Source organism: Amycolatopsis balhimycina FH 1894, assembly GCF_000384295.1.
Lineage (GTDB): Bacteria > Actinomycetota > Actinomycetes > Mycobacteriales > Pseudonocardiaceae > Amycolatopsis > Amycolatopsis balhimycina.
This window is the reverse complement of sequence record NZ_KB913037.1, coordinates 5,771,392-5,797,619: the sequence shown is the minus strand read 5'-3', so window position 1 is coordinate 5,797,619 and position 26,228 is coordinate 5,771,392. Positions and strand designations below refer to the sequence as shown.

Annotated in this window: 27 protein-coding genes; 10 read left to right on the top strand and 17 right to left on the bottom strand. The window is 71.5% G+C overall.

What is annotated here, in order from left to right; genetic code table 11:
- Positions 1–3: 3 nt before the first annotated feature.
- The 5 genes from A3CE_RS0126320 to A3CE_RS51675 all read right to left on the bottom strand — a co-directional run bounded on the left by A3CE_RS0126320 (position 4) and on the right by A3CE_RS51675 (position 4,134).
- Positions 4–552, bottom strand: coding sequence for a NuoB/complex I 20 kDa subunit family protein (locus A3CE_RS0126320; RefSeq protein WP_020643101.1), 549 nt, complete (start codon positions 550–552; stop codon positions 4–6).
- Positions 553–556: 4 nt separating this feature from the next.
- Entirely contained in the window at positions 557–976 is a 420-nt protein-coding gene (locus A3CE_RS0126315; protein ID WP_020643100.1) for an NADH-quinone oxidoreductase subunit A, read from the bottom strand.
- Between the two features lie 502 nt (positions 977–1,478).
- The gene (locus A3CE_RS0126310) at positions 1,479–2,765 is read right to left on the bottom strand and encodes a geranylgeranyl reductase family protein (protein WP_020643099.1); all 1,287 of its coding nucleotides are present in this window, start codon (positions 2,763–2,765) and stop codon (positions 1,479–1,481) included.
- A gap of 64 nt (positions 2,766–2,829) precedes the next feature.
- Positions 2,830–3,519, bottom strand: a complete 690-nt coding sequence (locus A3CE_RS0126305; RefSeq protein WP_020643098.1) for a demethylmenaquinone methyltransferase — start codon at positions 3,517–3,519, stop codon at positions 2,830–2,832.
- 9 nt (positions 3,520–3,528) lie between these two features.
- Entirely contained in the window at positions 3,529–4,134 is a 606-nt protein-coding gene (locus A3CE_RS51675; RefSeq protein WP_020643097.1) for a hypothetical protein, read from the bottom strand.
- Between the two features lie 53 nt (positions 4,135–4,187).
- On the opposite strand from A3CE_RS51675, the gene A3CE_RS0126295 reads away from it, so the two are divergent.
- Complete coding sequence (locus A3CE_RS0126295; RefSeq protein WP_020643096.1) at positions 4,188–4,649, top strand: MarR family winged helix-turn-helix transcriptional regulator; 462 nt, start codon at positions 4,188–4,190, stop codon at positions 4,647–4,649.
- A 54-nt stretch (positions 4,650–4,703) separates the two neighbouring features.
- On the opposite strand, the gene A3CE_RS0126290 is transcribed toward A3CE_RS0126295, so the two are convergent.
- The gene (locus A3CE_RS0126290) at positions 4,704–5,807 is read right to left on the bottom strand and encodes a glycosyltransferase family 4 protein (RefSeq protein ID WP_020643095.1); all 1,104 of its coding nucleotides are present in this window, start codon (positions 5,805–5,807) and stop codon (positions 4,704–4,706) included.
- A 3-nt stretch (positions 5,808–5,810) separates the two neighbouring features.
- A complete protein-coding gene (locus A3CE_RS0126285; RefSeq protein ID WP_281170627.1) occupies positions 5,811–6,881 on the bottom strand; it encodes a glycosyltransferase family 4 protein in 1,071 nt (356 codons plus the stop codon).
- A gap of 177 nt (positions 6,882–7,058) precedes the next feature.
- Between A3CE_RS0126285 and A3CE_RS0126280 the strand changes: the two genes are divergently transcribed.
- Both A3CE_RS0126280 and A3CE_RS0126275 read left to right on the top strand, forming a co-directional pair.
- The gene (locus tag A3CE_RS0126280) at positions 7,059–7,895 is read left to right on the top strand and encodes an inositol monophosphatase family protein (RefSeq protein ID WP_020643093.1); all 837 of its coding nucleotides are present in this window, start codon (positions 7,059–7,061) and stop codon (positions 7,893–7,895) included.
- Between the two features lie 30 nt (positions 7,896–7,925).
- Positions 7,926–8,483, top strand: a complete 558-nt coding sequence (locus A3CE_RS0126275) for a GNAT family N-acetyltransferase (protein ID WP_020643092.1) — start codon at positions 7,926–7,928, stop codon at positions 8,481–8,483.
- A 113-nt stretch (positions 8,484–8,596) separates the two neighbouring features.
- On the opposite strand, the gene A3CE_RS0126265 is transcribed toward A3CE_RS0126275, so the two are convergent.
- The 3 genes from A3CE_RS0126265 to menD form a co-directional block, all read right to left on the bottom strand.
- Positions 8,597–9,046: a DUF3592 domain-containing protein gene (locus A3CE_RS0126265; protein ID WP_020643091.1), complete on the bottom strand. Its 450-nt coding sequence runs from the start codon at positions 9,044–9,046 to the stop codon at positions 8,597–8,599.
- Positions 9,047–9,068: 22 nt separating this feature from the next.
- Positions 9,069–10,586, bottom strand: a complete 1,518-nt coding sequence (locus tag A3CE_RS0126260) for a M1 family metallopeptidase (protein ID WP_020643090.1) — start codon at positions 10,584–10,586, stop codon at positions 9,069–9,071.
- Positions 10,587–10,714: 128 nt separating this feature from the next.
- On the bottom strand, positions 10,715–12,391 hold the full coding sequence (gene menD / locus A3CE_RS0126255; protein ID WP_020643089.1) for a 2-succinyl-5-enolpyruvyl-6-hydroxy-3-cyclohexene-1-carboxylic-acid synthase: 1,677 nt from the start codon (positions 12,389–12,391) through the stop codon (positions 10,715–10,717).
- Between the two features lie 90 nt (positions 12,392–12,481).
- Between menD and A3CE_RS0126250 the strand changes: the two genes are divergently transcribed.
- The 5 genes from A3CE_RS0126250 to A3CE_RS0126230 all read left to right on the top strand — a co-directional run bounded on the left by A3CE_RS0126250 (position 12,482) and on the right by A3CE_RS0126230 (position 18,664).
- Positions 12,482–13,405, top strand: coding sequence for a 1,4-dihydroxy-2-naphthoyl-CoA synthase (locus A3CE_RS0126250; RefSeq protein WP_020643088.1), 924 nt, complete (start codon positions 12,482–12,484; stop codon positions 13,403–13,405).
- 1 nt (position 13,406) lies between these two features.
- Positions 13,407–14,531, top strand: coding sequence for an o-succinylbenzoate--CoA ligase (menE, locus tag A3CE_RS0126245; protein WP_169524120.1), 1,125 nt, complete (start codon positions 13,407–13,409; stop codon positions 14,529–14,531).
- Between the two features lie 51 nt (positions 14,532–14,582).
- Entirely contained in the window at positions 14,583–14,726 is a 144-nt protein-coding gene (locus A3CE_RS57470; protein WP_169524017.1) for a hypothetical protein, read from the top strand.
- A gap of 217 nt (positions 14,727–14,943) precedes the next feature.
- Positions 14,944–17,739: an AfsR/SARP family transcriptional regulator gene (locus A3CE_RS0126235; protein WP_020643085.1), complete on the top strand. Its 2,796-nt coding sequence runs from the start codon at positions 14,944–14,946 to the stop codon at positions 17,737–17,739.
- A 52-nt stretch (positions 17,740–17,791) separates the two neighbouring features.
- Complete coding sequence (locus A3CE_RS0126230) at positions 17,792–18,664, top strand: 1,4-dihydroxy-2-naphthoate polyprenyltransferase (protein ID WP_020643084.1); 873 nt, start codon at positions 17,792–17,794, stop codon at positions 18,662–18,664.
- Here the strand turns inward: A3CE_RS0126230 and cds1 are convergent.
- Genes cds1 through A3CE_RS0126215 form a run of 3 tightly spaced genes read right to left on the bottom strand, consistent with a single transcriptional unit; the run spans position 18,661 to position 20,512 of the window.
- Positions 18,661–19,743 carry an L-cysteine desulfhydrase Cds1 gene (cds1, locus tag A3CE_RS0126225; RefSeq protein WP_020643083.1) on the bottom strand — a complete coding sequence of 361 codons (1,083 nt, stop codon included), beginning with the start codon at positions 19,741–19,743 and terminating at the stop codon, positions 18,661–18,663. The genes A3CE_RS0126230 and cds1 overlap by 4 nt on opposite strands.
- Complete coding sequence (locus A3CE_RS0126220) at positions 19,740–20,027, bottom strand: DUF4229 domain-containing protein (protein ID WP_020643082.1); 288 nt, start codon at positions 20,025–20,027, stop codon at positions 19,740–19,742. The genes cds1 and A3CE_RS0126220 overlap by 4 nt, the downstream gene beginning before the upstream one ends.
- Before the next feature lie 11 nt (positions 20,028–20,038).
- Positions 20,039–20,512 (bottom strand): Lrp/AsnC family transcriptional regulator, encoded by a 474-nt coding sequence (locus A3CE_RS0126215; RefSeq protein WP_020643081.1) that lies wholly within the window; start codon positions 20,510–20,512, stop codon positions 20,039–20,041.
- A 278-nt stretch (positions 20,513–20,790) separates the two neighbouring features.
- Here A3CE_RS0126215 and A3CE_RS0126210 point away from each other — a divergent pair, with 278 nt between their 5' ends.
- Positions 20,791–21,003 carry a BldC family transcriptional regulator gene (locus tag A3CE_RS0126210; RefSeq protein ID WP_003081896.1) on the top strand — a complete coding sequence of 71 codons (213 nt, stop codon included), beginning with the start codon at positions 20,791–20,793 and terminating at the stop codon, positions 21,001–21,003.
- 145 nt (positions 21,004–21,148) lie between these two features.
- Complete coding sequence (locus tag A3CE_RS0126205) at positions 21,149–21,334, top strand: hypothetical protein (protein ID WP_020643080.1); 186 nt, start codon at positions 21,149–21,151, stop codon at positions 21,332–21,334.
- 148 nt (positions 21,335–21,482) lie between these two features.
- Here the strand turns inward: A3CE_RS0126205 and A3CE_RS0126200 are convergent, their stop codons facing one another.
- From A3CE_RS0126200 to A3CE_RS0126185, 4 genes are all read right to left on the bottom strand, one after another.
- A complete protein-coding gene (locus tag A3CE_RS0126200; protein ID WP_020643079.1) occupies positions 21,483–22,796 on the bottom strand; it encodes a MinD/ParA family ATP-binding protein in 1,314 nt (437 codons plus the stop codon).
- 75 nt (positions 22,797–22,871) lie between these two features.
- Entirely contained in the window at positions 22,872–23,840 is a 969-nt protein-coding gene (gene ccsB / locus A3CE_RS0126195; RefSeq protein WP_020643078.1) for a c-type cytochrome biogenesis protein CcsB, read from the bottom strand.
- A gap of 3 nt (positions 23,841–23,843) precedes the next feature.
- On the bottom strand, positions 23,844–25,448 hold the full coding sequence (gene resB, locus A3CE_RS0126190; protein ID WP_020643077.1) for a cytochrome c biogenesis protein ResB: 1,605 nt from the start codon (positions 25,446–25,448) through the stop codon (positions 23,844–23,846).
- Complete coding sequence (locus A3CE_RS0126185) at positions 25,445–26,218, bottom strand: cytochrome c biogenesis CcdA family protein (RefSeq protein ID WP_020643076.1); 774 nt, start codon at positions 26,216–26,218, stop codon at positions 25,445–25,447. The genes resB and A3CE_RS0126185 overlap by 4 nt, the downstream gene beginning before the upstream one ends.
- Between the last annotated feature and the right edge of the window lie 10 nt (positions 26,219–26,228).

The window sequence follows — 26,228 nt, the reverse complement described above, 5'->3', positions numbered from 1 at the left end:
GCTCTACTTCTTCGCGTACTTGATCGACGACGCGACGAGCTCGGTGCGCGCCCCGCTGGCGGCGCGGATCGCGGCGCGGCGGGCGTTGATCGGCTCGTCCTGGATCTTGGCGTGCAGCTTGAGGATCGCGTCCAGCAGCATCTCCGGCCGCGGCGGGCAGCCGGGCAGGTACATGTCGACCGGCACGATGTGGTCGACGCCCTGGACCACGGCGTAGTTGTTGAACATGCCGCCGGAGGAGGCGCAGACGCCCATCGCGAGAACCCACTTGGGCTCGGCCATCTGGTCGTAGATCTGGCGCAGGACCGGGGCCATCTTCTGCGTGACGCGCCCGGCGACGATCATCAGGTCCGCCTGCCGCGGCGTCGCGCTGAAGCGCTCCATGCCGAAGCGGGCGATGTCGTAGCGGGAACCGCCGACGGTCATCATCTCGATCGCGCAGCAGGCGAGCCCGAAGGTGGCCGGCCACATCGAGTTCTTCCGCGACCAGTTGACGAGACCTTCGAGGCTGGCCAGCAGGATGCCGTTGGGGAGTTTCTCTTCGAGGCCCATGGGTCTAGTTCCAATCCAGGCCGCCGCGCCGCCACACGTAGGCGTACGCGAAGCCGACCGTCGCGATGAACAGCAGGATCTCCACCAGGCCGAACGTGCCCAGCGCGTCCGCCTGCACGGCGAACGGGTAGAGGAAGACCATCTCGATGTCGAACAGGATGAACAGCATCGCGGTGATGTAGTACGCGACCGGCATCCGGCCGCCGCCGACGAGCGGCTGCGGGGACGGCTCGATGCCGCACTCGTAGGCCTCGAGCTTGGCCTTGTTGTACCGGCTGGGGCCGACGAGCGGCCCGAGCAAGACCGACAGCACGGCGAAACCGAGCGCCAGCACGAACAACAGGACCAGGGGCAGGTAGGGCTTCAGGCTCGGGGCCTCTTGCGCCAGCTGCACCGTGTCGGTTCGGGTCAGCAACGTCAGCACGGGGTCTTCGCCATCCTTTCCGCGCCGATGCGGTTGTGCTTGGGGTGGGAACCGCTTGGCCTCGTCGGCACCCTAAGGGACCTGGGTCACACCGCCGAGGGTCAGGGTCTCCTTACGGCCCGTGGCTGTCCCCGGAGGGAAGACACAGGGTGCTTGTGAAATAGTTCACAAGCCACTCGTCGCGGATGTGAAGCGATTCACAAAGCATGGGGGGAGTCTAGGACGCGACTCACACTCTTGTCCCTAGGCCCCCGTGTTATAAGGGTCGCCTAACTTCCCGCGCCATCGTTGTCACGACGCGCTGACGTCGCCCGCGCGACCTGCGCGAAGGGTCCTCAAGATCGCCTCGAGGCCCGACAATCCGGACTCCGGCGTGTGAGCTATCCCACTGACCGCACGGCCAACTTGCCAGACCACTCGCGTGTCCGCGCGCACGAGGTCCAGCTCGTGAAGGCCACCTTGAGGAACTTGTAGTTCCTCAAGGTGGCCTTCACGAAGTACGTCAGCGGGGGGTGGGGGTGACCCGGGCGAGCGCCGCGATCAGGCGGTCGACGCCGTCGCCGCCCTTGGCGTCGTAGCAGCCCGACAAGCCCTTGTACACCAACGGGAGGAGCTTGTTGACGCGCAGCCCGTACTTGGTGCAGGCGTGCATGATCTTCGGCTTGCCGATGATCTTCGCGAAGACGTTGCCCAGCTGGTAGTAGCCGCCCATCAGCTCGCCGACCGCGCGCGGGTACGCCTCCAGCGCCCGCTCCCGCGAAGGCCCTTCGCGCCGCGCGAGCGCCTGCACGACGACCTCCGCCGCGATCTGCGCGGACTCCATCGCGGCCGAGATGCCTTCGCCGTTGAACGGGCTGACCATGCCGCCGGCGTCGCCGAGCAGCAGCAGGCCGTCGCGGTAGTGCGGGGTGCGGTTGAAGCCCATCGGGAGGCCGGCGCCGCCGACCTTGCCGATCGCGTTCTCCTCGCGGTAGCCCCACTCCTCCGGCGTCCCGTCGAGCCACTGGCGCAGCAGCGCGCGGTAGTCGGTGTTCCGGAACGACGCCGACGTCGAGAGCATGCCGAGGCCGACGTTCACCGTGCCGTCGCCGAGGGGGAACGCCCAGCCGTAGCCCGGCAGCAGCTTCGGGTCCCGCGGGTCGGAGCGGTCCCACAGCTCGAGGTGCCCCTCGATGAACGGGTCGTCGTGGCGCGGGCTCTTGTAGTACTGGCGCACCGCGACGCCCATCGGTCGCTTCTCGTTCTTCTGGATGCCGACGCTCAGCGCGAGCCGCGCGGAGACGCCGTCGCAGGCCAGGACGAGCGGCGCGCGGTAGCTCACCGACGTCCGCTCGGGGCCGACCTTCGCCTCGACGCCGACCACGCGCCCGGCCGGGCTGGTGATCGCACCGGTGACCGTGGTGCGCTCGTACAGCCGCGCGCCCGCCTTCACCGCGAGCTTCGCGAGCAGGTCGTCGAAGTCGTGGCGGGTGCGGGAAACGCCGTACGGCGGGTAGCTCGTCAGGTCCGGCCAGTCGAGTTCCAACGTCAAGTCGCCGGTGAGGATCCGCAGGCCGCGGCTGTGCACCCAGCCCGCGTCCTCGCTCGTGTCGATGCCCAGGTCGATCAACTGCTTGACGCCGCGCGGGGTCAGGCCGTCGCCGCAGACCTTCTCGCGGGGGAACTCGGTCTTCTCCAGCAGGAGGACGTCGACGCCCGCGCGGGCCAGGTAAGTGGCCACGGTGGACCCAGCGGGTCCAGCGCCGACGACGATGACTTCGGCGTCCTGGTCTGCGGTGCGTCGCGTCATACGCCGAATCTAACAGCGGAGCGAAGCTCCTCCTTTGAGGGCGGTGGCGGGGAGGAAGGCGGAGTTAGGCAGGCTTGCGCGCGCGGTGGATCGCCACGACGCCGAATGTGAGGTTCAACCACTCGACGTCGGCCCAGCCCGCGCTCGCGATGATCTCGCCGAGCGTGCGCTGGTCGGGCCAGGCCAGCATCGATTCGGCCAGGTAGGAGTACGCCTCGGGGTTGGACGACGTCCGCTTGCCGACCCAGGTGAGCAGCTTCAGCATGAACCGCCGGTGGACGAACCGGATCGGCGCGAACGGCGGGGTCGAGACCTCGCAGATCACCAGGCGGCCGCCCGGTTTGACCACCCGGGCGATCTCGGTGAGCGCCGCCTTCGTGTCGACGAAGTTGCGCAGCGCGAGGGAGATCGTCACGGCGTCGAAGCTCTCGTCGGCGAACGGCAGGTTGAGCGCGTCGGCCGCGACCATCGGCACGTTGCGGTGCTTGCCCGCGCGCAGCATGCCGAACGAGAAGTCCGCGGCCAGGCACCAGGCGCCACCGCGGGCGTACTCGACGGTGGACACGCCGGTGCCGGCCGCGAGGTCCAGGACCTTCTCGCCGCGGCGGGCGTCGAGCACGCGGGCGGTGGTCGTGCGCCAGCGCCGGTCGAAGCCGAACGTCATGAACGAGTTCGCCCGATCGTACCCGGACGCGACGCCGTCGAACATCGCGGCGACTTCGTGCGGGTCCTTGTCCAGGCTTGCGCGTGACATGGGTCGAATCTAGACAGCCGGGCGAAGCCCGTCCGTTGAGGGTGGTGGTGGGGCGGGGTCCGGGTAGTCGGGGCGCTTCACGAACGTCGCCAGCACCAGCCAGATGAGGCCGCCGAAGCGTCCTACCGGGATCAGCGGGTAGAGCACGTCCGTGAGCATGCCGAAGACCGACAGCCCGGCCAGCGCGGCGATGACGTAACCGGTGATGGCCAACCACCTGGCTTGGGCCCGCGCGACCGACGCGATGAGCAGCGCGAGGGGCACCGCGAACCCGAAGGCTCCGGCGGCGAACGACAGCGAGGTGAAGGCTCGGGCGACTGCGGGATCGGCGTTCTGGGCGGCCGTCCACATGGCCAGGCCGCTGAGCAGGAGTGAACCCGAGGCGAGCAGGCCGCCCGCGAAGCCGGGAGCCGGTGGTCTCTCGGCCGCCGTCCATGCCGCGAGGGACAGCCCGGCGCCGAAGACGACCAAGGCCAGCAGCTGGACGAGGCCCTGGTGGGCGGCGTAGTAGACGGCGACTTCGGCCGCGGACGAGCCGGGACGCGTTCCGGCGGCACCGAGGACTCCCCCGGCGATGGTCAGGACTCCGTAGGCGATGACGGCGATTCGTTTCATGCCATAAACGATTACACTGGTGTAATCGATTGTCAACGGCTACGGTTCCACCCATGCACGGTTTCGGCAGCGCGTTCCTGCTCGCCCAGGTCGGCGCCCACGCGGCCCAGCGGTTCGCCGAGCGGATCGCGGAGCTGGACCTGACGCCGGCGCAGGTCGGCCTCCTCCGGCTGGTGGCGACGCGGCCGGGCCAGAGCCAGCAGGCGATCGCGGCCCAGCTCGGCACGCAGCCGACGCGGCTGGTGGCGCTGGTCGACGGCTTGGAGAAGCGCGGCCTGATCGAGCGGCACCGCAACCCCGGGGACCGCCGGCTCTACGCGCTGGAGCTGAGCGAGGACGGCCGGGCTTTGATGAGCCGCATCGCCCTGACGTCGATGGCCCACGAGCGCGCGCTGACCGCCGCGCTCACCGAAGGCGAACGCGCGACCCTGCACGCACTGCTGACCAAGATCGCCGACGAGCAGGACCTCACCCCGGGCGTCCACCCCGGCTACACCCGCCTCAAAGGTTCGTGAAGGCCACCTTGAGGAACTTGTAGTTCGGGAAGGTGGCCTTCACGAACTTGGGCGTCAGCGGAAGGTGGCCAGCATCCCGGCCACGGCGGCGGGCCAGGTGAACTCCTCGGCGCGGGCTCGCGCTGCCGCGCGGCGCGTGTCTTCCGGGCTCTCCAGGAGGTTCGTCACCGCCGAGGCGAACGCCGGCGCGTGGTCGTCGACCGCCTCGCCGCACCCCGGTCGCACGATCTCCCGCAGCGCCGACGACGCCGACACCACCACCGGCGTCCCGGACGCGAGCGCCTCCAAAGCGGCGAGCCCGAAGGTCTCGTGCGGGCCCGGCGCGAGCGACACGTCGGCGCTGGCCAGGAGCCGCGCGACGTCGTCGCGTCCCGACAGGAAACCCAGGAACGTCACCGGCAAGCCGCGTGCCCGGCGTTCCAAGGAACGCCGCCGCGGCCCGTCGCCCGCCACGACCAGCCGCACCTTCGCGCCGGCCTCGGTCAGCGAAGCGACGGTGTCCACACTGCGCTCGACGTGCTTCTCCGGCGACAACCGTCCACAATGGACGAGCAACGCGTCCGCTCCCCCGGCGAGGCCGGCGCGCCAGCCGTCGTCGCGCATGGCGGGCCGGAACGTCGTGAGGTCGACGCCGAGCGGCACCCGGCGGACGTTCGGCGCGGCGATCCGGTCGAACTCCGCGCGCGCGAACGCCGTCGTGCAGACGACCGTGTCGTAGCTCGCGGCCATCCGCCGGTTCGCGACGTCGGCGACGCGGCGCGCCACCGGCTCGGGCAGCAGGAACTGCTCCAGCAGGCGGTCGAGGCGCTCGTGGGAGATGACCGTGCTGGGGACGCCGTGGCGCCGCGCCCAGCCACCCATCCCCCGCAGCGTCAACCGGTCCGACACCTCCAGGCGATCCGGCTCGAGCTTCCGCAGCACCGCGCGGACCCGGTGCGGGTCGACGGCGCGGTAGCCGCCGGTGGCCGGGATCTTGGGCGCGGGCAAGGAAAACCGGCGGACACCGGTCGGCAGGACTTCGTCGGCGTACCGGGTGCCCGGCACCACGAGCGTCACCTGGTGGCCACTCGCGACGTACCCGGCGCCGAGGTGGTGCAGCGCCGTGCGCAGCCCGCCCGAACGCGGCCCGTAGAAGTTCGCGAGCTGGACGATGTGCACGGCTCAGGCCGCGCGGGCGGCCCGGCCCTGCACGGCTTCGTAGTGCCCCATCAGCTCGCGGCACACAGCGGGCCAGGTACGGCCCAGCACGACCTTGCGTGCCTTCTCGCCGAGCCGGGCGCGCAGGGCCGCGTCCCGCAGGTCGCCGACCTTCGCGACCAGCGCCGGGCCGAACAGCTCGCGGTCCGCGGGCAGCAGGTAGCCGGTGCGGCCCGGCAGGACGAGATCCTTCGGGCCACCGGCGTCCGGCGCGAGCACGGGCAGGCCGGAGGCCATCGCCTCCTGCACCGCCTGGCAGAACGTCTCGTGCGGGCCGGTGTGGACGAAGACGTCGAGGCTCGCGTACGCCTTCGAGAGGTCTTCGCCGTACTTCGCGCCGAGGAACGCCGCGCCGGGCAGCTGCTCCTTGAGGTTTTCGAGTTCGGGCCCGTCGCCGACGACGACCACGCGGATCCCGGGCACGCCGGCCAGCGCGGCGAGCCGGTCGACCTCCTTTTCGGGCGCCAGCCTGCCGACGAACCCGACGAGCAGTTCGCCGTCCGGCGCCAGCTCGGCCCGCAGCGCCGGGTCGGCGTGCGCCGGGGAGAACCGCTCGATGTCGACGCCGCGCGCCCACCGGTGCACCCGCGGTACCCCGTGCAGCTCCAGCTGCTCGACCGAGTCGCTGGACGGCGCGAGCGTCCGGTCGGCCCGCGAGTGCAGCCGCCGCACCCAGCGCCACGCGGCGCGCGCGCCGATGCCGAAGCCGTACGCGGCGGCGAACCCGGCGATGTCGGTCTGGTAGACGGCGATCGACGGCACTCTCAGCCGGCGCGCGGCGGCGAGCCCGCGCGCGCCGACCACGAACGGCGACGCCAGGTGCACGACGTCCGGGCCGAACGCGGTGAGCGCGTTCAGCACCGTGCGCGTCGGCAGGCCGATCGGCAGGGAGCTGACGCCGGGGACGTCGAGCGCGGGGATCCGGACGACCGGGGCGCCACGGTAGGAGTCCGGGCCGGGACCGGGGGCGATGATCAGCACGTCGTGCGCGCGTTCGCGCAGGTGCTCGACGACCCGCAGGACGGAGTTGGTCACGCCGTTCACCTGGGGCAGGAAACTTTCGGTGACTATGGCGACTCGCACGTCTTGGACGATCGCACCCGATCCTGGCGGCGGCGTGACGCTGTGGCCAACGCTGCCGGAACAGATCGGCTACGACATGTCATCTCAAGGTCGTGTCCCGGAAACCAGGGGGGCCCAGACTAAGCAGGCATGACCCTCTTGTCCTCCCGGCCGCCGCGGCCCGTCGAGCCCGGCCTGGTGTCGAGGGCGCTCGAAGTGGCCGGGCGGCTGGCCAACGACGCCACCGACGTGATCACCGCGACCGCCGGCCGCGGCGCCCACCCTTCGACACTGGACTCGCCGTTCGACTGGGTCACCGACACCGACCGGATCCTCGAGCGGCACACGCGACGCGTGCTGACCGCGGAGTTCCCGGGCATCCCGGTGGTGGGCCACGAGTTCGGCGCCGACCACGGCGCGGACGTCGCCGAGTACCGCTGGGTGGTCGACTCGGTCGACGGCACGGCGAACTACGTCGCGGGGGTGCCGTGGTGCGCCTACAGCCTGGCGCTGGTCGACGCCGCGGGCCCGGTGGTCGGGGTGGTGGCGGACCCGTACCGAGCCCAGATCTACGCGGCGGCGCGTGGCCGCGGGGCCCGCGCCAACGGCAAGCCGATCCACCTGACGGACCGCTGTGTGACGGCGGGAGCGCTGGTGTGCACGGAGCTGGCCCGGAAGGGGCCATGGCCGGGAATGGGCGGGTTCATCGAGCGGGCCGCGGCGGCGCACGCGGGGGTCCGGGTACTGGGCTCGGCGGCGTTGTCGATCGCCCAGGTGGCGCTGGGCCACGCGGCCGCGGCGGTGCTGCACAGCTACCACGAATGGGACGTGGCCGGCTCGGTCGCGATGGCCATCGAGGCGGGCGCGGTGGTGCTGGACAAGCACGGGGAGGACGCGGCTTTGCCGACGGACGGGCTGCTGGTCGCGGCACCGGGGGTGGCGGACGAGGTGCTGGGGTGGTGGCAGGAGACGGCCCACGCGGGCTAATCCGGTTGCGCGCGCCGTGAGGATCGGGACATGCGCACGCTTCGCACACCGCGGCTCACGCTGGTGCCCCTGGCCGACGAGCACCTCGAGCTGGAGTACGAGCTGGACTCCGACCCGGAGGTGATGCGCTACCTGACGGGCCGGGCGGCAACCCGGGCCGAGGTCTCGCGGGCGCACGCCCGCCGGATGGCGACCGCGCCGGGGTTCGGCTTTTGGCTGGGCTTCACGGGCGAGGACTTCGTCGGCTGGTGGCTCCTGCGCCCACCCCACGGCCCCGACCAGCCGGAGGTCTCGGGCGAAGCGGAATTGGGGTATCGCCTGCTGCGCCGGCAGTGGCGGCAGGGGTACGCCCGGGAAGGCTCGCTGGAGGTGATCCGGTACGGCTTCGAGGTGCTGGGCCTGGATCGCATCTTCGCCCAGACGATGGCGGTGAACACGCCATCCCGCGCGACGATGGCGTCGGCTGGGCTGACGTTCGCGAGGGCGTTCGTTTCGGCCGCGGAGTACGACGACCCGATCCCGGGGGCGGAGGAGGGCGAGGTCGAGTACGAGATCACGCGCCGCCGGTGGCCGGCGCTGACAGGCTGAGTTCGCTGGGCCGGTGGCCGGACGCCGTGAACGACTCGTTCATGGCGTCTGACGACAGGAAAGGGTCGTTCACGGCGTTGCGAAACTCCCGGGATGGGCGGGGTTTCGGCTGGTCAGGCCGCCGCCGACGGCTCGGCCCGGGTGCGTTTGTTCTGCCGCCGGATCCACCACAAGGCCGGCCCGGCCACCAGCCACGTGAAGAACGCGAAACTCCCCAGCGGCAGCAACGTGTTCGTCGCCGAGCGGCCGGCCACCCGGGCCAGTTCCGGGTCCGATGCGTCGTACTCGATGCGGACCAGCTGGCCCGCCGCCAGGCCGTCCGGGTACAGCACGCCGTTCGCCGGGCTGTGGACGATGCCGTCCGGGGTTTCGAAGTGGATGATCGTGCGGTCGAACGCCACCGAGTCGACCGTCGCCGTCGCCGTTCCCAGCTGAGCCGAGATCGCTCCGTCGTTGCGGATCGCCGCGAACAGCAGGCACACGCACATCACGGTGAGGAGCGAGGCGACACCGAGGGTGATCCACCACCCGGCGCGCCTCGCCCGCTCACCTTTCGTGCTCACGCCGCGAGCGTAGCGGTCCCCCCTACCCCGCGTGTTCCGCGGCGAGGAACCGGTGGTTCGCCTGGATCTGGTCGTACGACTTCGGCTTCACGGGAGCCGCGGCGGCGCGCAACGCAGGAGCGGCCGCGCCGTTCGGGCCCACCGCGGGCTTGCCCGCCGTGTACAGCCACGTCTGGAACAGGTCGTGCAGCGGCTTGCCCGAGATCTTCTCCGCCAGCGCGATGAACTCCAGAATCCGCCCGTCCGAACCGCCCTTCGTAGCCTGCCACGTCTTCAAAATGGCAAAGAACGCCTCGTCACCGACGGCGGTCCGCAGCGCCTGGAGCGTCAGCGCACCCCGGTCGTAGACGGCGTTGTCGAACTGGTTGTCCGCGCCCACGTCGGCCGGGACCAGCTTCCACAGCGGAGCGTCCGCCGCGTTCGAGTCGTACGTGTACTGCGCCAGCTCCGCGACCGTGCCCTCACCCTCGTGCTCCGACCACAGCCACGACGCGTAGGACGCGAAGCCCTCGTTCAGCCAGATGTCGCTCCACCGACCCAGCGAAACGTTGTCGCCGAACCACTGGTGGGCGTTCTCGTGCGCGATCAAGTTCGTGTTCGAGCCCGCGCGGAAGTTCCGGGCGCCGTACGTGGGCCGCGTCTGGTTCTCCAGGGAGAAGCCGATGCCGCTGGTCACGACGCCGCCCTCGGCCTCGAACGGGTACGGCCCGAACTGCGTCGCCAGGAACTCGTTGATCTCCGCCGTCCGCTCGACGCTGGCCTTCGCCGCGTACAGCGAGTCGCCGAGGTCGGCGCCGTAGGCCGTGATGAACGGCTTGCCGTCGGGCGTCGTCGACTCGACGACCTCGTACTTGCCGACGATGAACGACGTCAGGTACGTCGCCTGCGGTTTCGTGCTGCGCCACTGCCAGCGGGTCCAGCCCGCGCGGCTCTTCGTCTTCCGGACGAGGGTGCCGTTGGAGATGGCGGCGTTGTCGTCCGGCGCCTCGATGGTGACGTCGTAGGTCGCCTTGTCGGTCGGGTGGTCGTTGGCCGGGAACCACCACGCCGAGCTCTGCGGCTCGTCGATGCCGAGCGCGCCGAAGGAGCCCTTCTTCCACGCGTTGAGGCCGTCGACCTTCTCGGTGGACGGCGTGTCCGCGTAGGCGACGACGACGGTCGCGGTCTGGCCCTTGAGCAGCGGCTGCGCCGGCGTGACGACGAGCTCGCCGTTGCCGGTCTGGTTCGTGAACTGCGCCGGCCGGTTGTTCACCCGCACGCTCGACGCCTTCAGCGCGAAGTCCAGGTCGAACCGCGAGAGGTCCTGCGTGGCGGTGAGCAGCAGCGTCGTCGTGCCCGACAGGAGGTCGGTCGCGGGCTGGTAGGTCAGCCGGATGTCGTAGTGCAGCACGTCGGTGCCGCCGTTGCCGGCGTTCGGGTAGTAGGGGTCGCCGGCACCGGGGGCGCCGGGTGAGGGCGCCGCGCTCGCGGTACCGGCGAGCAGCACCGAGACGACGCCGGCCGCGAGCGCACCGAGGCCGGTGCGCGTTCTTGCACGCATACGAATTCCTCCTGAAGGAGTGAGAAGCAGCGCGCTCGAACGTAGCCAGGCCAGGCGGAGGCAGGAACAGCCGAAGGGAGGTTTCTTGCCTACTGGGATTCCACCCGGAAAGCGGTTGACCGAATGGCTCAGACCGCGGAGACGGCCGAAGACACCGCCGCGCGCAGCCGGGCGTGCAGGTCGCGGTGCCGCGAACGGTCCACCCGCACCTCCACCACCCGCAGCCCCGGCACGGGCGCCAGCGCCGCCCGGAACTCCGTGAGGGTTTCCGCGACGACGTGCGGCACGCGGTAGCCGGCGCACAGCGCGCCCAGGTCGGCGCCGTGCGGGGTGCCGAAGACGCGCTCGAAGCTCGCCGAATGCTCCGGCGCCCCCTGCTCGAGCAGGGAAAAGATGCCGCCACCGTCGTCGTTGAGGACGACGATGGTCAGGTCCGGCCGCTGCTCGGCGGGCCCGGTGAGCAGGCCCGACGCGTCGTGCAGGAACGTCAGGTCCCCCAGCAGCGCGTAGGACGGGCCCCGGTGCACGTACGCGGCGCCGATGGCCGTCGAGACCGTGCCGTCGATGCCCGCGACACCGCGGTTTCGGTGCACGAGGACGTCCGCGCGCAGCCGCCCGGCCAGCGCGACGTCCCGGGTCGGGTTGGACGAGCCGACCACCAGCAGCGAGTCCGGCGGCAGGGCGTCCACCAGCTCGGTCGCCACCCGCAACCCGCTGGGCCACGGCTCGTCGGCCAGCGTCGACGCCACCGCGGCCGCGGCCGCCGCGTCGGCGCGGCGCCAGCTCGCCAGCCACTCCGGGTCGGCGGGCTTGGTCGGCTCGTCGAACCACTGCCCGACCTGCCGGACGTTGTGCGCGGGTGCCGGCCAGTCCGAGTCCGGGCGCACCAGCAGCACCTCGACCGAGGCGTCCGAGAGCACGTTCTGGATCTGCCGGAACACCGTCGGACGGCCCAGGCAGAGCACCTGCTCGGGCTTGTGCCGCCCGATGAATTCCTCGACGCCGAGCAGCCACGCTCCGGACGAGATCGCCGTACCGCCGGACAGGCCGAGGCCGCCGGTCTCCGACACCACCGGCCAGCCGTGCTGCTCGGCCCACTCGCTGGCCGCCTGGACGCCGGTGTCGCACGCGATGACCAGGCCGTGCCGCGCCGAAGGCACCACGAACGACGGCAGCGCGCCGAAGTCCGGCAGCTCGGTCCAGCGGGAACCGTCCGCACGGCCGTCGAGGGATTCGTACCATTCGCCGTCGTCGTCGAGATCGGGCACGAGCGGCTCGCGGAACGGGATGTTCAGGTGCACCGGCCCGCAGCGCCACTCGCCGTACGCGGCGTTCCAGGCGCGGCAGATCTGGCTGCGCCAGTACGAGTTCTGGCCGGCCCGCCGCTCGGCGACGGCCAGCTCGTCGAAGTAGCGGATGGCGTTGCCGTAGAGCTGGTGCTGGTCGATGACCTGCGACGCGCCGGCCGCGCGCAGCTCGGGCGGCCGGTCGGCGGTCAGCACGATCAGCGGGACACCGGCCCGGTCGGCCTCCAGGACGGCGGGGTGGAAGTTCGCGGCCGCGGTGCCGGACGTGCAGAGCACGGCCACCGGGCGGCCGGTCCGCGCGGCGATGCCGAGCGCGAGGAAGGCGGCGCCGCGCTCGTCGATCCGGACGTGGAGCTGGAGCTTCCCGGCCGCCGCCGCGTCATAGAGCGCGATCGACAGCGGCGCGTTGCGGGAGCCGGGGCAGAGGACGACGTGCGAAACGGTGTTGCGGACGAGTTCGTCGACGATGACCCTGGCCTGCGCGGTGGAAGGGTTCACCGGCAGGCTCCGTCGCCCGCCGACGTACTCTTCACCGCGGAGGCGGCAGCCAGCACAGCAGAAGTGTCCACAGGTCCTATCCTCGCAAACGTGGATGACGCCCGAGTTTCCGAGCTGTTCGACCCCGCCGCGTGGACCGAGGTCGAAGGTTTCGCCTTCACCGACATCACCTACCACCGCTCCGCCGGCAGTCGCGGCGGCAAGCGCGTCGTGCGCATCGCGTTCGACCGTCCCGAGGTCCGCAACGCCTTCCGGCCGCACACCGTCGACGAGCTCTACCGGGCGCTGGACCACGCCCGGATGAGCGCCGACGTCGGCTGCGTCCTGCTCACCGGCAACGGCCCCTCGCCCAAGGACGGCGGGTGGGCGTTCTGCTCCGGTGGTGACCAGCGTATTCGCGGACGGTCCGGGTATCAGTACGCGAGCGGGGAGACCTCCGACACGGTGGACCCCGCGCGGGCGGGCCGGCTGCACATCCTCGAGTGCCAGCGGCTCATCCGGTTCATGCCGAAACCGGTGATCGCGGTCGTGCCGGGCTGGGCCGCGGGCGGCGGGCACTCCCTGCACGTGGTGTGCGATCTCACGCTCGCCTCCGCCGAGCACGCGAAGTTCAAGCAGACCGACGCCGACGTCGGCTCGTTCGACGGCGGCTACGGCTCGGCCTACCTGGCGAAGATGGTCGGCCAGAAGTTCGCCCGCGAGATCTTCTTCCTCGGCCGGGAGTACTCCGCCGAGCAGATGCACCGGATGGGGGCGGTCAACGCCGTCGTCCCGCACGCCGACCTGGAAAAAGAGGCCCTGGACTGGGCGTGGACGATCGCCGGCAAGTCGCCGACGGCGCAGCGGATGCTGAAGTACGCGTTCAACCTCACCGACGACGGCCTCGTCGGCCAGCAGCTGTTCGCCGGCGAGACCACCCGGCTGGCGTACATGCAGGACGAAGCCGTCGAAGGCCGCGACGCGTTCCTCCAGAAGCGCGACCCCGATTTCAAGGACGTCCCCTATTACTACTGAGCTGCTCCCGATCCACCTCGACGGCTCGCCCGAGGCGCTCCACACGCTGAAGGCGGCCGTCGCGGACGCGCTGGGCGGCGCCCCGGCGGTGCTGCCGTTCACCGACCCGGCGCTGCGCGACGCGATGGCCCCCGACGAGCCCGCCGAGCCGGGCACCGCCGTGGTCATCGCCACCTCCGGTTCGACCGGCGCACCCAAGGGCGTGCTGCTGTCGGCCCGCGCGCTGACCGCGTCCGCCGAGGCCACCCACGCCCGGCTCGGCGGTCCCGGGCACTGGCTGCTGGCCACCCCGGCGCACTACATCGGCGGGCTGCAGGTGCTGGTCCGGTCGCTGCTGGCGGGCACCGAGCCGGCCGTCCTGACCGGCACCGGGTTCCGCCCGGACGACTTCGCCGCCGCGGCCGCGACGCTGAAGGGCGGCCCCCGGTACACGGCGCTGGTGCCGACCCAGCTGGTCCGCCTCCTCGACGACGGCGGCGTGGGCCTGGCCGCGGCGAAGACGTTCGACGCGATCGTGGTCGGCGCGGCGGCGACCTCGGTGTCCTTGCGGGAGCGTGCCGCCGACGCCGGCGTGCGGATCGTGCCGGCGTACGGGATGAGCGAGACGGCGAGCGGCTGCGTCTACGACGGCTTCCCCCTCGACGGCGTCCGCGTCGACATCGAGGGCGACCGGATCCGCATCGCGGGCGACGTCCTCGCGCACGGCTACCGGCGGCAGCCTGGGCTGACGGCGGAGGCGTTCCGCGCCGGCTGGTTCACGACGTCCGACCGGGGGATCCGGCACGAAGACGGCCGGGTGGAGGTGCTCGGCCGGGCCGACGACATGATCAACACCGGTGGCGTGAAGGTCTCGGCGGCCGCGGTCGAACGCTGCCTCTGCGCGCAGCCGGGCGTGCGCGACGCGTGCGTCGTCGGCCTGCCGGACCCGGAGTGGGGCGAGGCCGTGGTGGCGCTCGTCGTGTCCTCCGGTGACGCGGGTGACCTGCGAGCGGCGGTCCGGGCCGAGCTGGGACCGGCGTCGACGCCGAAGCGCGTCGAGTTCACCGGGGCGCTGCCCCTGCGCGGACCTGGGAAGATCGACCGGGCGGCGGTGAAAGCCCGGCTGCTGCCGGGTCAAAACGGCTGAATGGCGGCATTTTCTTGACATTTACGCCGTGCGCCCGCTTCGCTACTCACCATGACGCGCCTGATTCGCACTGCCTTGATCAGCACCGCCGTCGCCCTGGGGGTCCTTCTTCCCGCGGGTACGGCGCTGGCCGACGGTCCCACCGCGGACCCGAACAGCGGCTCGCTCGTCCTGCAGGTGCCGGCCACGGACTGACCGGCGGATTCCGGCCGGCCCGGAAGAGCCGGAACTGTGCCACCCCCTCGACGGCACGGTCCCGGCCCCTGCTCTCGCTCCGCTCGCGACCGCTCACGCGGTGCGTCCACTACCGTGCCGCACTCACCGTGGCGATACCTTGCAACCGGCTTGAAAGAGCTGGTCGAATGCGGTCCCGGACCCAAGCGGGTCCGGTCGCGGCGGGGAGGGCGCAGGGGTGGAGTTCCGGTTGCTGGGCACGATCGAAGCCCATCAGGACGGCAAGCCGGTGGAGCTGGGGCCGGTCCGGCAGCGGTCCGTGCTGGCGGCACTGCTCGCCGACGCGAACCGGATGGTGCCGGTCGACCAGCTGATCGACCGTGTGTGGGCGGAGAGCCCGCCGCTGCGCGCGCGGGACACGCTGTACAGCTACCTGTCCCGCCTGCGCGGGTTGCTGGCGGGCGGCGGGCTGGAGATCGAGCGGCTCGGCGGCGGCTACCTCCCGCGCGTCGATCCCGACGCGGTGGACCTGCACCGGTTCCGGCGGCTCGTGGCCGAGGCCCGCGAGGCCGAAGACGAAGAGGCCGCCGTCCTCTTCGCGCAGGCCCTCGCGCTCTGGCGCGGGGAAGCGCTGGCCGACGTCGGCACCGAGTGGGCCGACGAACTGCGCCGGGACCTGCGTGCCGAACAATGGGCGGCGGAACTCGACCACGCCGACCTGCGCCTGCGCCTGCGCCGGCACGCCGAGCTGCTGGCGGAGCTGACGGCGTGGACCCGCGATCACCCCCTGGACGAGCGGCTCGCGGGCCAGGTCGTGCTGGCCCTCTACCGCTGCGGCCGCCAGGCCGACGCCCTCGACCACTACGAGCAGCTGCGGCGGCGGCTCGTCCGGGAGCTGGGCACCGATCCCAGCCCGCCGCTGCGGGACCTGCACCAGCGGGTCCTCCGCGGCGATCCGGACCTGACCGCGTCGGCGTCCGGCGCCCGGCCGGGCGCCGGCGCGGTACCGCACCACTTTCCCGCGGCACCGCCGTCGTTCATCGGCCGCGCGGACGAGCTCGCCGCGCTCACCGCCGCGTCCCACCCCGAGGCGGACGTGAGCCGGGTGGTGCAGATTTCCGCGCTGGCCGGCGCGGGCGGGGTCGGCAAGACGTGGCTGGCCCTGCACTGGGCGCACGCCCACCGCGAGCGGTTCCCGGACGGCAGGCTGTTCGCCGACCTGCACGGGTTCTCCTCGGCCGGCGCCCCGCTCGATCCGTCGGTTGTGGTGCGCGGGTTCCTCGGCGCGCTGGGCGTCGCGCCCAGCCGCATCCCACCGGATCGGGACGCCCAGGTCGCGTTGTACCGGAAGCTCGTCGACGGCAAGCGGATGCTGGTCGTGCTGGACAACGCTGCGGACGCCGACCAGGTGGTCCCGCTGCTGCCGGGCAGCCCGGCGGGCACGACCATCGTGACCAGCCGGCGGCACCTCGCCCCGCTGATCACGCGCTACGGCGCCCGGCACCTCCAGCTCGACATCCTCAGCCACGGCGAAGCGCACGCGCTGCTGACCGAACGGCTGGGCGCGGCCCGCATCGCCGCCGAGCCGGCGGCGGCCGAAGCGCTGATCCGCCTGTGCGGGCACTACCCGCTGGCGCTGGCCATCATGAGCCGCCACGCGCACACCCGGCCCCACATCCCGCTCACCGAGTTCGCCGCCGAACTGCGTGACCTCGGCCTCGACGCGCTCGACCACGAAGATCCTGCCGTCAGCCTGCCGACGGTCCTCTCGTGGTCCCTGCGGGCCCTCACCGGCGAACAACGCACCTTGTTCGCCCTGCTCGGCATCGCGCCCGGAGCGGACATCGGGCTGCCCGCCGCGGCCGCGCTCGCCGGCTCGCCGCCGCGGCGGACCGCCAAGGTGCTGAGCATGCTGGAGGAGGCCTCGCTGCTGACCCGCCGCGCCGGCGGCCGGTACGCGATGCACGACCTGATCCGCGACTACGCCACGGCCACCGCCGGCCGGGATCTTTCGCGCGTCGAGCGGGAATCCGCGCTGCGCCGGGTGATCGACTTCTACACCCACACCTCGCACGCGGCCGACCACCGGGTGGATTCCCACCGCCAGGCCGTCCGGCTCCCCGCTCCCGCGCCCGGCGCCGAACCCGGCTCGCCACCCGACGACTCGGATGCCATGGCGTGGTTCGACAACGAGCACGCCAACCTGCTGGCCGCCCAGCGCACCGCCGCGGACCTCGGGTGGCACGACGCGGTGTGGCACCTGGCGTGGGGGCTGCACACCTTCCAGAACCGGCGGGGGATGCTCCACGACCGGCTCGCCGTGTGGCGGCCCGCGCTGGCGGCCGCCCCGCACCTGCCCGACCCGGCCGCCCTCAGCCGGTCGCGCCGGCTGCTCGCCGACGTCTTCGCGAACCTCCGCAAGCACGACGAGGCCGTCGAGCACCTGCAGGAGGCGATCTCCCTCGCCGAACGGAACGAAGACGACACCGAGCAGTCCCTGGCCCAGCACGGGCTTTCGTGGGTCTGGCAGTTGCGCGGAGACGACCGGAGGGCGCTGGCGCACGCCACCCGCGCCCTGGAGCTCTTCCGCGGCCTGGGCCAGCCGGTCTGGGAGGCGCGCGAGCTCAACCAGGTGGGCTGGTTCGCCGCCAGGACCGGCGACTTCGAGACGGCGCGCACCCATTGCACGGCCGCGCTGGCCCTGCACCGGGACCACGGCGATTCCCACGCCGAGGCGGACACCCTGGACAGCCTCGGCTACATCGAGTTCCACACCGGCCACCACGCCTCGGCGATCCAGTACTACCGGGCGGCGCTGACCCTCTACCGCGACCGCGGCAACACCTTCCAGGTGGCCGACACCCTCGATCGTCTCGGCGAGCCGCACGCCGCGCTCGGCCACGACGACGACGCCCGCACGGTGTGGCGGGAGGCACTCGAGATGTACCGCCAGCAAGACCGGGCCGAGGACGCCGAACGCGTCCAGCGGCAGCTCGACGCCCTGGCCGGGGACCGATCGTCGCGCGCGGTCTGACGGCGTCCGGGCTCCTGGTCAGGCACTGATCGACATGGCGTTGAATGGCGCCATGGCGAGCTTGAGCGAGTGGATCGAAGGGGCCCGGCCGCGGACGCTGCCCAACGCGGTGGCGCCGGTGGTGGCGGGCGTCGGCGCGGCGATCGCGCTGGACGCGTTCTCCTGGTGGCGTTCGGTGCTGGCGCTGCTGGTCTCCCTCTCGCTGATCGTCGGCGTCAACTACGCCAACGACTACTCCGACGGCATCCGCGGCACGGACGAGAACCGCGTCGGCCCGCTGCGACTGGTCGGCTCGGGCGTCGCCGCACCCAAGGCCGTGCTGACGGCGGCCCTGATCGCGCTGGGCCTGGCCGGGGTGCTGGGGCTGGTCCTCGTGGCGGTCAGCGGGCACTGGTGGCTGCTGGCGATGGGCGCGCTGTGCATCCTCGGCGCGTGGTTCTACACCGGCGGCAAGAAGCCTTACGGCTACTACGGCTTCGGCGAGATCGCCGTCTTCGTGTTCTTCGGCCTGGCCGGCGTCCTCGGCACGGTGTACGTCCAGGCCAGCCGGGTCAGCTGGGCGGCGCTGGGGTGCGCGGTCGCGGTCGGCTGCTTCTCGACGGCGGTCCTGACGGCCAACAACCTCCGTGACATCCCGACCGACGTCGAGTCCGGCAAGCGCACCCTCGCGACGCGCCTGGGCGACCAGGGCACGCGCCGGCTCTACCTGGCGCTGATCGCCGTGCCGTACGTGCTCAGCGGAATCCTGCAGTTCACCACGCACTCGCTCGCCGCGCTCACGGTGCTGAGCGCCGCTCTGCTGCCCCAGTCCGTCAAGGCGATCCTCCGGGACGCGACCGGCCGCGACCTCATCCCGGCACTGCGCGACACCGGGCTCGCGATGCTCGCGTGGGCGGTGCTGGCCGCGGTCGGCCTGAACATCTAGCTCTCCGGGACGAACTTCCCGGTCGTGAGGAACTCCTCGAACAACGCGGTGTGCGGCGCCAGGTCCAGGTTCTGCTTCGCGAGCCACTCGTCGTTGTAGTAGGTGTGCGCGTACCGCTCGCCGCCGTCGCACAGCAGGGTGACGACGCTGCCCGCCTGGCCGTCCTCGACCATGCGCGAGATGAGCCGGAAGGCGCCGTACAGGTTGGTGCCCGTCGAGCCGCCCGCCCAATGCCCGGTCCGCTCGCGCAGCAGCCGGATCGCCGCCAGCGAGCCGGCGTCCGGGATCCGGAACATCTCGTCGATGACGCCGGGCACGAACGACGGCTCGCACCGCGGGCGTCCGATCCCTTCGATCCGCGACGGCATGCCGGTGGCGTAGTCCAGGGCGCCGGTCTCCCAGGCGCCGTAGAACGACGAGTTCTCCGGGTCGACGACGCAGACCTTCGTCGTGTGCCGCTTGTAACGGACGTACCGGCCGAAGGTCGCGCTCGTGCCGCCCGTGCCCGCGCCGACCACGATCCACGCCGGGACCGGGTGGCGCTCCGAGCGCATCTGCGCGAACACCGACTCGGCGATGTTGTTGTTGCCCCGCCAGTCCGTCGCGCGCTCGGCGTAGGTGAACTGGTCGAGGTAGTGCCCGCCGCACTCGGCCGCGAGCCGCTCGGCCTCGGGATACATCGCCGGCGCTTCGTCGACGTAGTGACACTCGCCGCCGTAGAACTCGATGAGCGCGATCTTCTCCTTCGACGTGCGCCGGGGCACGACGGTGATGAACCGCAGCCCGAGCATCCGGGCGAAGTAGGCCTCGGAGACCGCGGTCGACCCGCTGGAGGCCTCGACCAGCACGGTGTCCGACCCTATGTGGCCGTTGACCAGGCCGTAGAGGAACAACGACCGGGCCAGCCGGTGCTTCAGCGAGCCGGTCGGGTGGACGGACTCGTCCTTGAGGTACAGGTCGATGCCCCACTCCGGGGGCAGCGGGAAGACGTGCAGGTGCGTGTCGGCGCTGCGGTTGGCGTCGGCCTCGATGATCCGGACGGCTTCGCGGACCCAGCTGCGGCTGTGCAGCCGGCTCATTCGGGCTGCCCGGCGGCGTCGCCCCGGAGCTGAGCGCGCAACTCGGCGCGGGCCCGAGCACGCTTCTCGTTGCGCTTGGCCAGGCCGGCCGTGACGCGGGCGTTGAGCGGGCGGAAGAGCAGCAGACCGAGCGGCAGCCCGACGACCAGGCCGATGAGCAAGGCGACCAGCAGCGGCACGGTCGCCAGCGTCAGCGCCCACGCGATCACCGCGACCAGCACGAACCGCGCCAGGAGGTACAGCGTCAGGTCGCGGGCCAGGTTCGGGGCTTTCTCGTCGCTCACATCAACGCAGGCTACGCCCCGCCTTGCCGGTCTTTCTGCAGCCCCGCGTTGTTCGGCCGGCCTTCGAAGCGCGTCGAGAGCACGACGGTGGTGTTCGTCCGCCCGACGCCGGCGATGCGGCGGAGCCTGCCGAGGGTCCGCTCCAGCTCGTCGACGGTCGGCACGCGCACCTTGACGACGAACGCCTCGTCCCCGGCCACCGCGTAGCAGCTCTCGACCTCGTCGAGCTCGGCGAGCGCGTCGGCGACGTCGTCCTCCGTGGCGGTGTCGGTCGGGTGGATGCTGACGAGGGCGGTGACGCCGAGACCGACCGAGCTCGGGTCGACGACCGCGTGGTAGCCGGTGATCACGCCGGCGGCTTCCAGCTTGCCCACCCGTTCGTGCACCGACGACGCGGACAGCCCGACGGCCCGTCCGAGGTCTGCGTAAGTGGCCCGTCCGTTGATGCGCAACGCTGCGATGATCTTCCGGTCCAACTGATCCACAGGATCACTCTATGCGGTTGGACAATCCCCCATTGGCACCACCGCCCCGCGCCCGATACCGCGACGGACGTCGTCCTGGCACGTCATGTCACCGGATATCAGTTGCAGAGGTCAAACAAACTGTCCGTTTTGACCTTTAAGGGCTCTTTACTCGTGGACAACCGTTCGAGTACCCGACGGGTGAAGTGCAACGATTGCCGTGTTGGCTACCCCGGCGCGACGAGCAGAAGGGCTCGGACGCCTCCGGTATAGCAGTGAGTTCGTTAAGGAGGCGGAAAATGACCGCGACGATGGGCGGACGCCTGCTCACCCCAGGCGAGGTGGCAGCGCTGTTCCGAGTGGACCCCAAGACGGTGACCCGGTGGGCGACCGCGGGCCGGATCGGCTCGATCCGCACCCCCGGCGGACACCGGCGGTTCCGGGAGTCCGAGGTGAACGAGCTCCTCGCCGAGCTGACCACCGACGCCAGCGAACCGGCGCGCAACGCCTGAACCATCTCCGGCGCGGGGCCGTGTCGGGTACGGGGGAACAACCCGTCCCGCACGGCCCCTCGTGTATTGCCGACCCGGCTTAGGCCCATCACACCGCCGGAGAGGTTAACCTCGGGGGACTGGCAGCCATACGGAAGGATCCGGCATGCTCGCTCTGCTCGCGGCGGTCGGCGCGCTGGTCGTCGCCCTGCTCCTGTGGCGATCGTTCGCCGGCCAGCGGATCGGGGTCCCGTCGACCGCCCGCCGCGCGCCCCTCGCCCCGGACGACGACCCCGACTTCCTGCGTCAGCTGGCCGAACAGCAGCGCAAGCGCCGGGACGAAGACCTCTAGGCAGTCTTTACCTTCACCGAACCCGTAACTCACGTGACTGAGCCCGTAACTCGCGTGATTCGGGCCGTAACTCGCGAGTTCCGGCTTCAATCACGCGAGTTACGGCTTCAATCACGCCGGTTACGGGCCTGATCACGCGGGTTGTGGGTCAGCGGTAGCCCTGGGAGAGCGGGGTCGCGAAGCCGTCGGCGACGGTCGCCGCGAGGTCCAGCAGGGCCAGGCGGGTTTCGCCGGACAGGCGGTCCAGCTCGATCTCGGCACCTTCCTCCAGGTGCGGGTCGAACGGCACCTTGCACACGGCCCGGACCTTCGCGCCGAAGTGCGCCGACAGCTTGTCGAGGTCGACCGAGCCGCCCTTGGGACGGACCGAGTTGATCACCGCCACCGAGCGTTTCACCAGCTCGCCGTAGCCGTGGGCTTCGAGCCAGTCCAGCGTCGCCGAGGCGCTGCGGGCGCCGTCGACCGAGCCGGACGACACCACGACCAGCGCGTCCGCGACGTCCAGGACGCCCTTCATCGCCGAGTGCATCAGCCCGGTCCCGCAGTCGGTGAGCACGATGTTGTAGAAGTGCTCCAGCAGGTTGATCGTGCGCCGGTAGTCGCCCTCGGAGAAGGCCTCCGAGACGGCCGGGTCCTGCTCGCTGGCCAGGATCTCCAGCCGGCTCGAGCCCTGGGACGTGTAGGACCGGACGTCGCTGTAGCGCGTGATGCGGGCCGCGTCACGCAGCAGGTGGCGGACCGTCGCGGTGGTCTCCAGCGGGATCTTCTGCGACAGCGTGCCGCGGTCCGGGTTGGCGTCCACGGCGACGACGCGGTCGCCGCGCAGGGACGCGAACGTCGAGCCCAGCGTCGTCGTCACGGTGGTCTTGCCGACGCCGCCCTTCAGCGACAGCATCGCGATCTTGTAGCACCCGCGCAGCGGCTGGTTGACGCGCGCGATGAGCTCGCGGCGCTGGGCGTCCGCCGGGCTCTCCCCCGGGTTGACCAGCTTCCCGGTGCCGACGTAGACCGCCTTGCGCCAGCCGGACTGCGGGGGCCGCTTGGTCTGCTTGACCAGGTGCGCGGTCGACAGATCATGGCCGTGGCCGGGCTGCTGCGGCGCCGCGTGGCGGCCGCCCTGGGGCTGCGGCAAACCCGACGGCTGCTGCGGGTACTGGGCCTGAGCCTGGGCCTGGGCATACTGCTGGGCCGGGTCGTACTGGGGCTGCAGCGGCGGCAGGTTCTGGTCGTAGCCATAGGGCACCTGGTGCGGACCGGACACGGCGGGGTTGGGTACCTGGTGCGGGCCCGACACCGCCGGGTTGGGCGGCGCCACCGCCTGCGTGGGCTGCAGGTCGTACACGCCCGACGTCTCGGGGTGCGGGTGCGAGTCCGTCCGGTCGTCGGCGAACAGCCCCGGCTGCTGCGGGGCAGCGGCCGGTTCGGGGTGGCCTGGAGCCGATTCTTCGCTGGGTCCGGTCACCGGTGAAAACCTCCACGCGCTCCGCCTGACACTCCGCCCCCGATGTCGACGGTAGTCGGCGGACGCGCGGGATGCTCAGCCCACCCCGGCGTAGGAGTGCAGGCCCGCGGTGACGAGGTTCACGAAGAACAGGTTGAAGACGATCGCGGCGAACCCGGCGATGTTGACGGCCGCGGCCCGGGCCCCGCGCCAGCCCGCGGTCGCCCGCGAGTGCAGGTAGGCCGCGTAGACCACCCAGGCGATGAAGGCGACGGTCTCCTTGGGGTCCCAGCCCCAGAACCGGCCCCACGCCGACTCGGCCCAGACCGCGCCGCAGAGCACGCCGAAGGTGAACACCGGGAAGGCGAAGATGGTGGTCCGGTAGGCGATCCGGTCGAGGACGTCGGCCTCGGGCAGCTTCGAGGCGAACCGGGCGAACTTCGTGGCGTCCTTGTCGTAGGCCGCCCGGAACAGGTAAAGCACGCTCGCGACGCCCGGCACCAGGAAGACACCGGAGCCGATGATGGCCGCCGAGACGTGGATGACCAGCCAGTACGACTGCAGCGCGGGCTGCACCGGCGCCGCGGTCGTGTACAGCAGCGTGCCGTTGACGAACATCAGGATCACGACGGGCAGCAGCAGGAAGCCGGTGAGGTGCCGGACCGGGAACTTCGACATCACGATCAGCCAGGTGAGGACGGTGATGAAGGTGACGGCCATGCCGTACTCGTACATGTTGCCCCACGGCGCGCGGTGCACGGCGAGGCCGCGCAGCACGATCGCCGACAGCTGCAGCAGCGCGCCGAGCACGAGCAGCGACGCGCCCATCCGGCCGATCCGCTCGGGGCGGCCGACCTCGCGCTGCGCGGCCGGGACCTCCTCCACGGGCGGGCCGCCGGCGCCGACGAGCTCGCGCGCCCGCAGCTTCGCGCGCTCGGTGGCGAGCCGGCCCTTTGCGCCGAAGCCCTGCTCGATCAGCGTCATCATCAGCGCGACGACGTAGATCGCCGCGGCGGTGGTGTACAGCCAGTCGCTGTAGGTCGACAGCGTCTCGTTGATCGGCATGCCTCAGCCCTTCTGCCCACTGATCAAGCGTTCACTGACCCGGTGGAACTCTTCGCCGTACCCGGCCTGATCCGTGCGGGCCAGCCCGGCGACCTCGATCACCGTACCCGGGTCGTCCTCGGTCCCCGGTTTCACCCGCACCCACAGCCGGCGGCGCTTGACCAGCAGGGACGCGCCGAGGCCGAGGAACATCGCGACGGCGAAGCCGAGCACGAACCCCTGCGTCGGGTCGTGGGAGACCTGCAGCGACACCCACTGGCCGACGCCGTCGAAGCGGACCTTCGTGCCGTCGTCGAGCTTGATCTCCTGGCCGGCCTTCAGGTTCTCGCGGGCGACCTTCTTCAGCCTGCCGTCGTCGACGAGCGTCTGGTCGACCTCGAACACCGACTGGCCGCGCCCGGCGTCGAGGCCGAGGTCACCCCGCAGGATGTCGACGGCGACGGCCGGGTCGTCCGCCTCGGGCGCCGACGACGTCAGGACGTTCCCGTGCATGAAGGCCGTCGGGGCGAACAGGCCGGTGATGGCCAGCTGGCGGGTCCGCCGCTGCACCTCGTCGGTGATGCCGGGCTGGTCGAACTTCGTCGCGCCTTCGGCGAGCATCGTGCTCGGGTCGACCGTGCGCCACTGGGTGTTCAGCGTCCGCTGGGCGCCGTCCGGGAAGGTGACCGTGAACTTCGGCGAGTAGCCGTGGCCGAGCAGGTAGACGCGGTCGCCCGCGGTGCGCAGCGGCGAGTTGACCTCGAGGCCGTACGGGCGCCAGGTGTTCGTCTCCAGGTCCTGGCCGGACTGGTACTCGATGTTCGAGTGGTAGTAGTCGGGCTGGCCGGACTGGGTGTAGCGCGCGGCGAAGTCGTCGACCTTCACGCAGAACGGGTTGAGATCGGTGCCGTCGACGCGCAGGCCCGCGTTGAAGGAGTCGTAGTTGTAGATGCCGGCGTTGCAGAAGCTGTCGCCGTCGGCCTGGACGATGACCTGCCCCTCGTAGCCGTAGAGCTTGCCGAGGGCGAAGAACACGATCAGGCCGAGCATGCTGAAGTGGAAGATCAGGTTGCCGGTCTCGCGGAGGAAGCCGCGTTCGGCGGAGATCGTGCGGACGCCGCCGGCCTCTTCGCGCTCGACGCGGCGCCAGCCGGAGAGCTGCTTGTGGACGGCGGCGATCTCGGCGGCAGCGTCTGACACATCGGACTTGCCGCGGCCGAGCCGGTAGTGCGGCATCCGCGCGAGGTTGCGCGGGGTCAGCACCGGCTTGGCGCGCATCGCCTTGAGGTACTCGAAGGTGCGCGGGGTGAGGCAGCCGACGAGCGAGATCATCAGCAGCAGGTAGATCGCCGAGAACCAGATGCTGGAGTAGACGTCGTAGAACTCGAGCTTGTCGAGCAGCGTCCCCCACCAGCCGTGGGCGGCGATGTACTCGTCGACCTTGGGGGCGTTGAGCTTCCGCTGCGGCAGGAGCGCACCGGGCAGGGCGGCGAGGGCGAGCAGGAACAGCAGGACGAGCGCGATGCGCATCGACGTCAGGCCGCGCCAGGTGTTGCGGAAGAAGGCGAAAGTGCGCTTCGCGGGCGTAGGGCCTTGCGGAGTCTTGGGGGGCGCCTCGGTGGTCGTCACAGCGGCAGCCTCAGATCACCGGTGAGCTCGTTGCGGAGCCAGCCCATCAGATCCCCCCAGACGCCGGTGACCAGCAGGATGCCGACGGCCATCAGCAGCACACCGCCGAAGATCTGCACCTGACGGCCGTGCCGTCGTACCCAGTCGGTGGCGCGCACCGCCCAGCGGGCGCCGAGCGCGATGAGCAGGAACGGCAGCCCGAGGCCAAGGCAGTAGACGGCGATCAGCAGGTACCCGCGGGCCTCGGCGCCGCCGGTGGCACTGGCCAGCGTCATGACCGCGGACAGGGTCGGGCCGATGCACGGCGTCCAGCCGAGCCCGAAGATCGCGCCGAGCAGCGGGGCGCTCCAGACACCGCCGCGCGGCACGTGGTGCGAGCGGACCTCGCGCTGCAGGCCGGGGATCCAGCCGAGGAACACCAGGGCCATGGCGATGGTCAGGACACCGCCGACGCGCTGCAGGATGTCCTGGTTGAGGACGAGCGTGTCGGCGAACCAGACGAGCGTCCCCAGCGTGGCGACGAACACGACGGTGAACCCGAGCACGAACAGCAGAGCGGCGCCGACGACGGCCCAACGGCCCTTCTTGCGCTCCTCATCGGCGCTGACGGCCGGGGCGTCCGCGCCGACGAGCGCGGCGAGGTACGCGAGGTACCCCGGCACGAGCGGCACGACGCACGGCGAAGCGAAGGAGACGGTGCCGGCCAGCAGCGCTACGCCCGCGGCGAGCAGCAGCGGTCCGGAGATCGCCAGCTCGGTCACGGAGTTCACTCCGTTGAGG

Coding starts and splice junctions, on each gene's coding strand:
- A3CE_RS0126320 (WP_020643101.1), bottom strand. CDS start 552: ATGGGCCTCGAAGAGAAACTCCCCAACGGCATCCTGCTGGCCAGCCTC.
- A3CE_RS0126310 (WP_020643099.1), bottom strand. CDS start 2,765: ATGACGCGACGCACCGCAGACCAGGACGCCGAAGTCATCGTCGTCGGC.
- A3CE_RS0126305 (WP_020643098.1), bottom strand. CDS start 3,519: ATGTCACGCGCAAGCCTGGACAAGGACCCGCACGAAGTCGCCGCGATG.
- A3CE_RS51675 (WP_020643097.1), bottom strand. CDS start 4,134: ATGAAACGAATCGCCGTCATCGCCTACGGAGTCCTGACCATCGCCGGG.
- A3CE_RS0126295 (WP_020643096.1), top strand. CDS start 4,188: ATGCACGGTTTCGGCAGCGCGTTCCTGCTCGCCCAGGTCGGCGCCCAC.
- A3CE_RS0126280 (WP_020643093.1), top strand. CDS start 7,059: ATGACCCTCTTGTCCTCCCGGCCGCCGCGGCCCGTCGAGCCCGGCCTG.
- A3CE_RS0126275 (WP_020643092.1), top strand. CDS start 7,926: ATGCGCACGCTTCGCACACCGCGGCTCACGCTGGTGCCCCTGGCCGAC.
- A3CE_RS0126260 (WP_020643090.1), bottom strand. CDS start 10,586: ATGCGTGCAAGAACGCGCACCGGCCTCGGTGCGCTCGCGGCCGGCGTC.
- A3CE_RS57470 (WP_169524017.1), top strand. CDS start 14,583: ATGACGCGCCTGATTCGCACTGCCTTGATCAGCACCGCCGTCGCCCTG.
- A3CE_RS0126230 (WP_020643084.1), top strand. CDS start 17,792: ATGGCGAGCTTGAGCGAGTGGATCGAAGGGGCCCGGCCGCGGACGCTG.
- cds1 (WP_020643083.1), bottom strand. CDS start 19,743: ATGAGCCGGCTGCACAGCCGCAGCTGGGTCCGCGAAGCCGTCCGGATC.
- A3CE_RS0126210 (WP_003081896.1), top strand. CDS start 20,791: ATGACCGCGACGATGGGCGGACGCCTGCTCACCCCAGGCGAGGTGGCA.
- A3CE_RS0126205 (WP_020643080.1), top strand. CDS start 21,149: ATGCTCGCTCTGCTCGCGGCGGTCGGCGCGCTGGTCGTCGCCCTGCTC.
- ccsB (WP_020643078.1), bottom strand. CDS start 23,840: ATGCCGATCAACGAGACGCTGTCGACCTACAGCGACTGGCTGTACACC.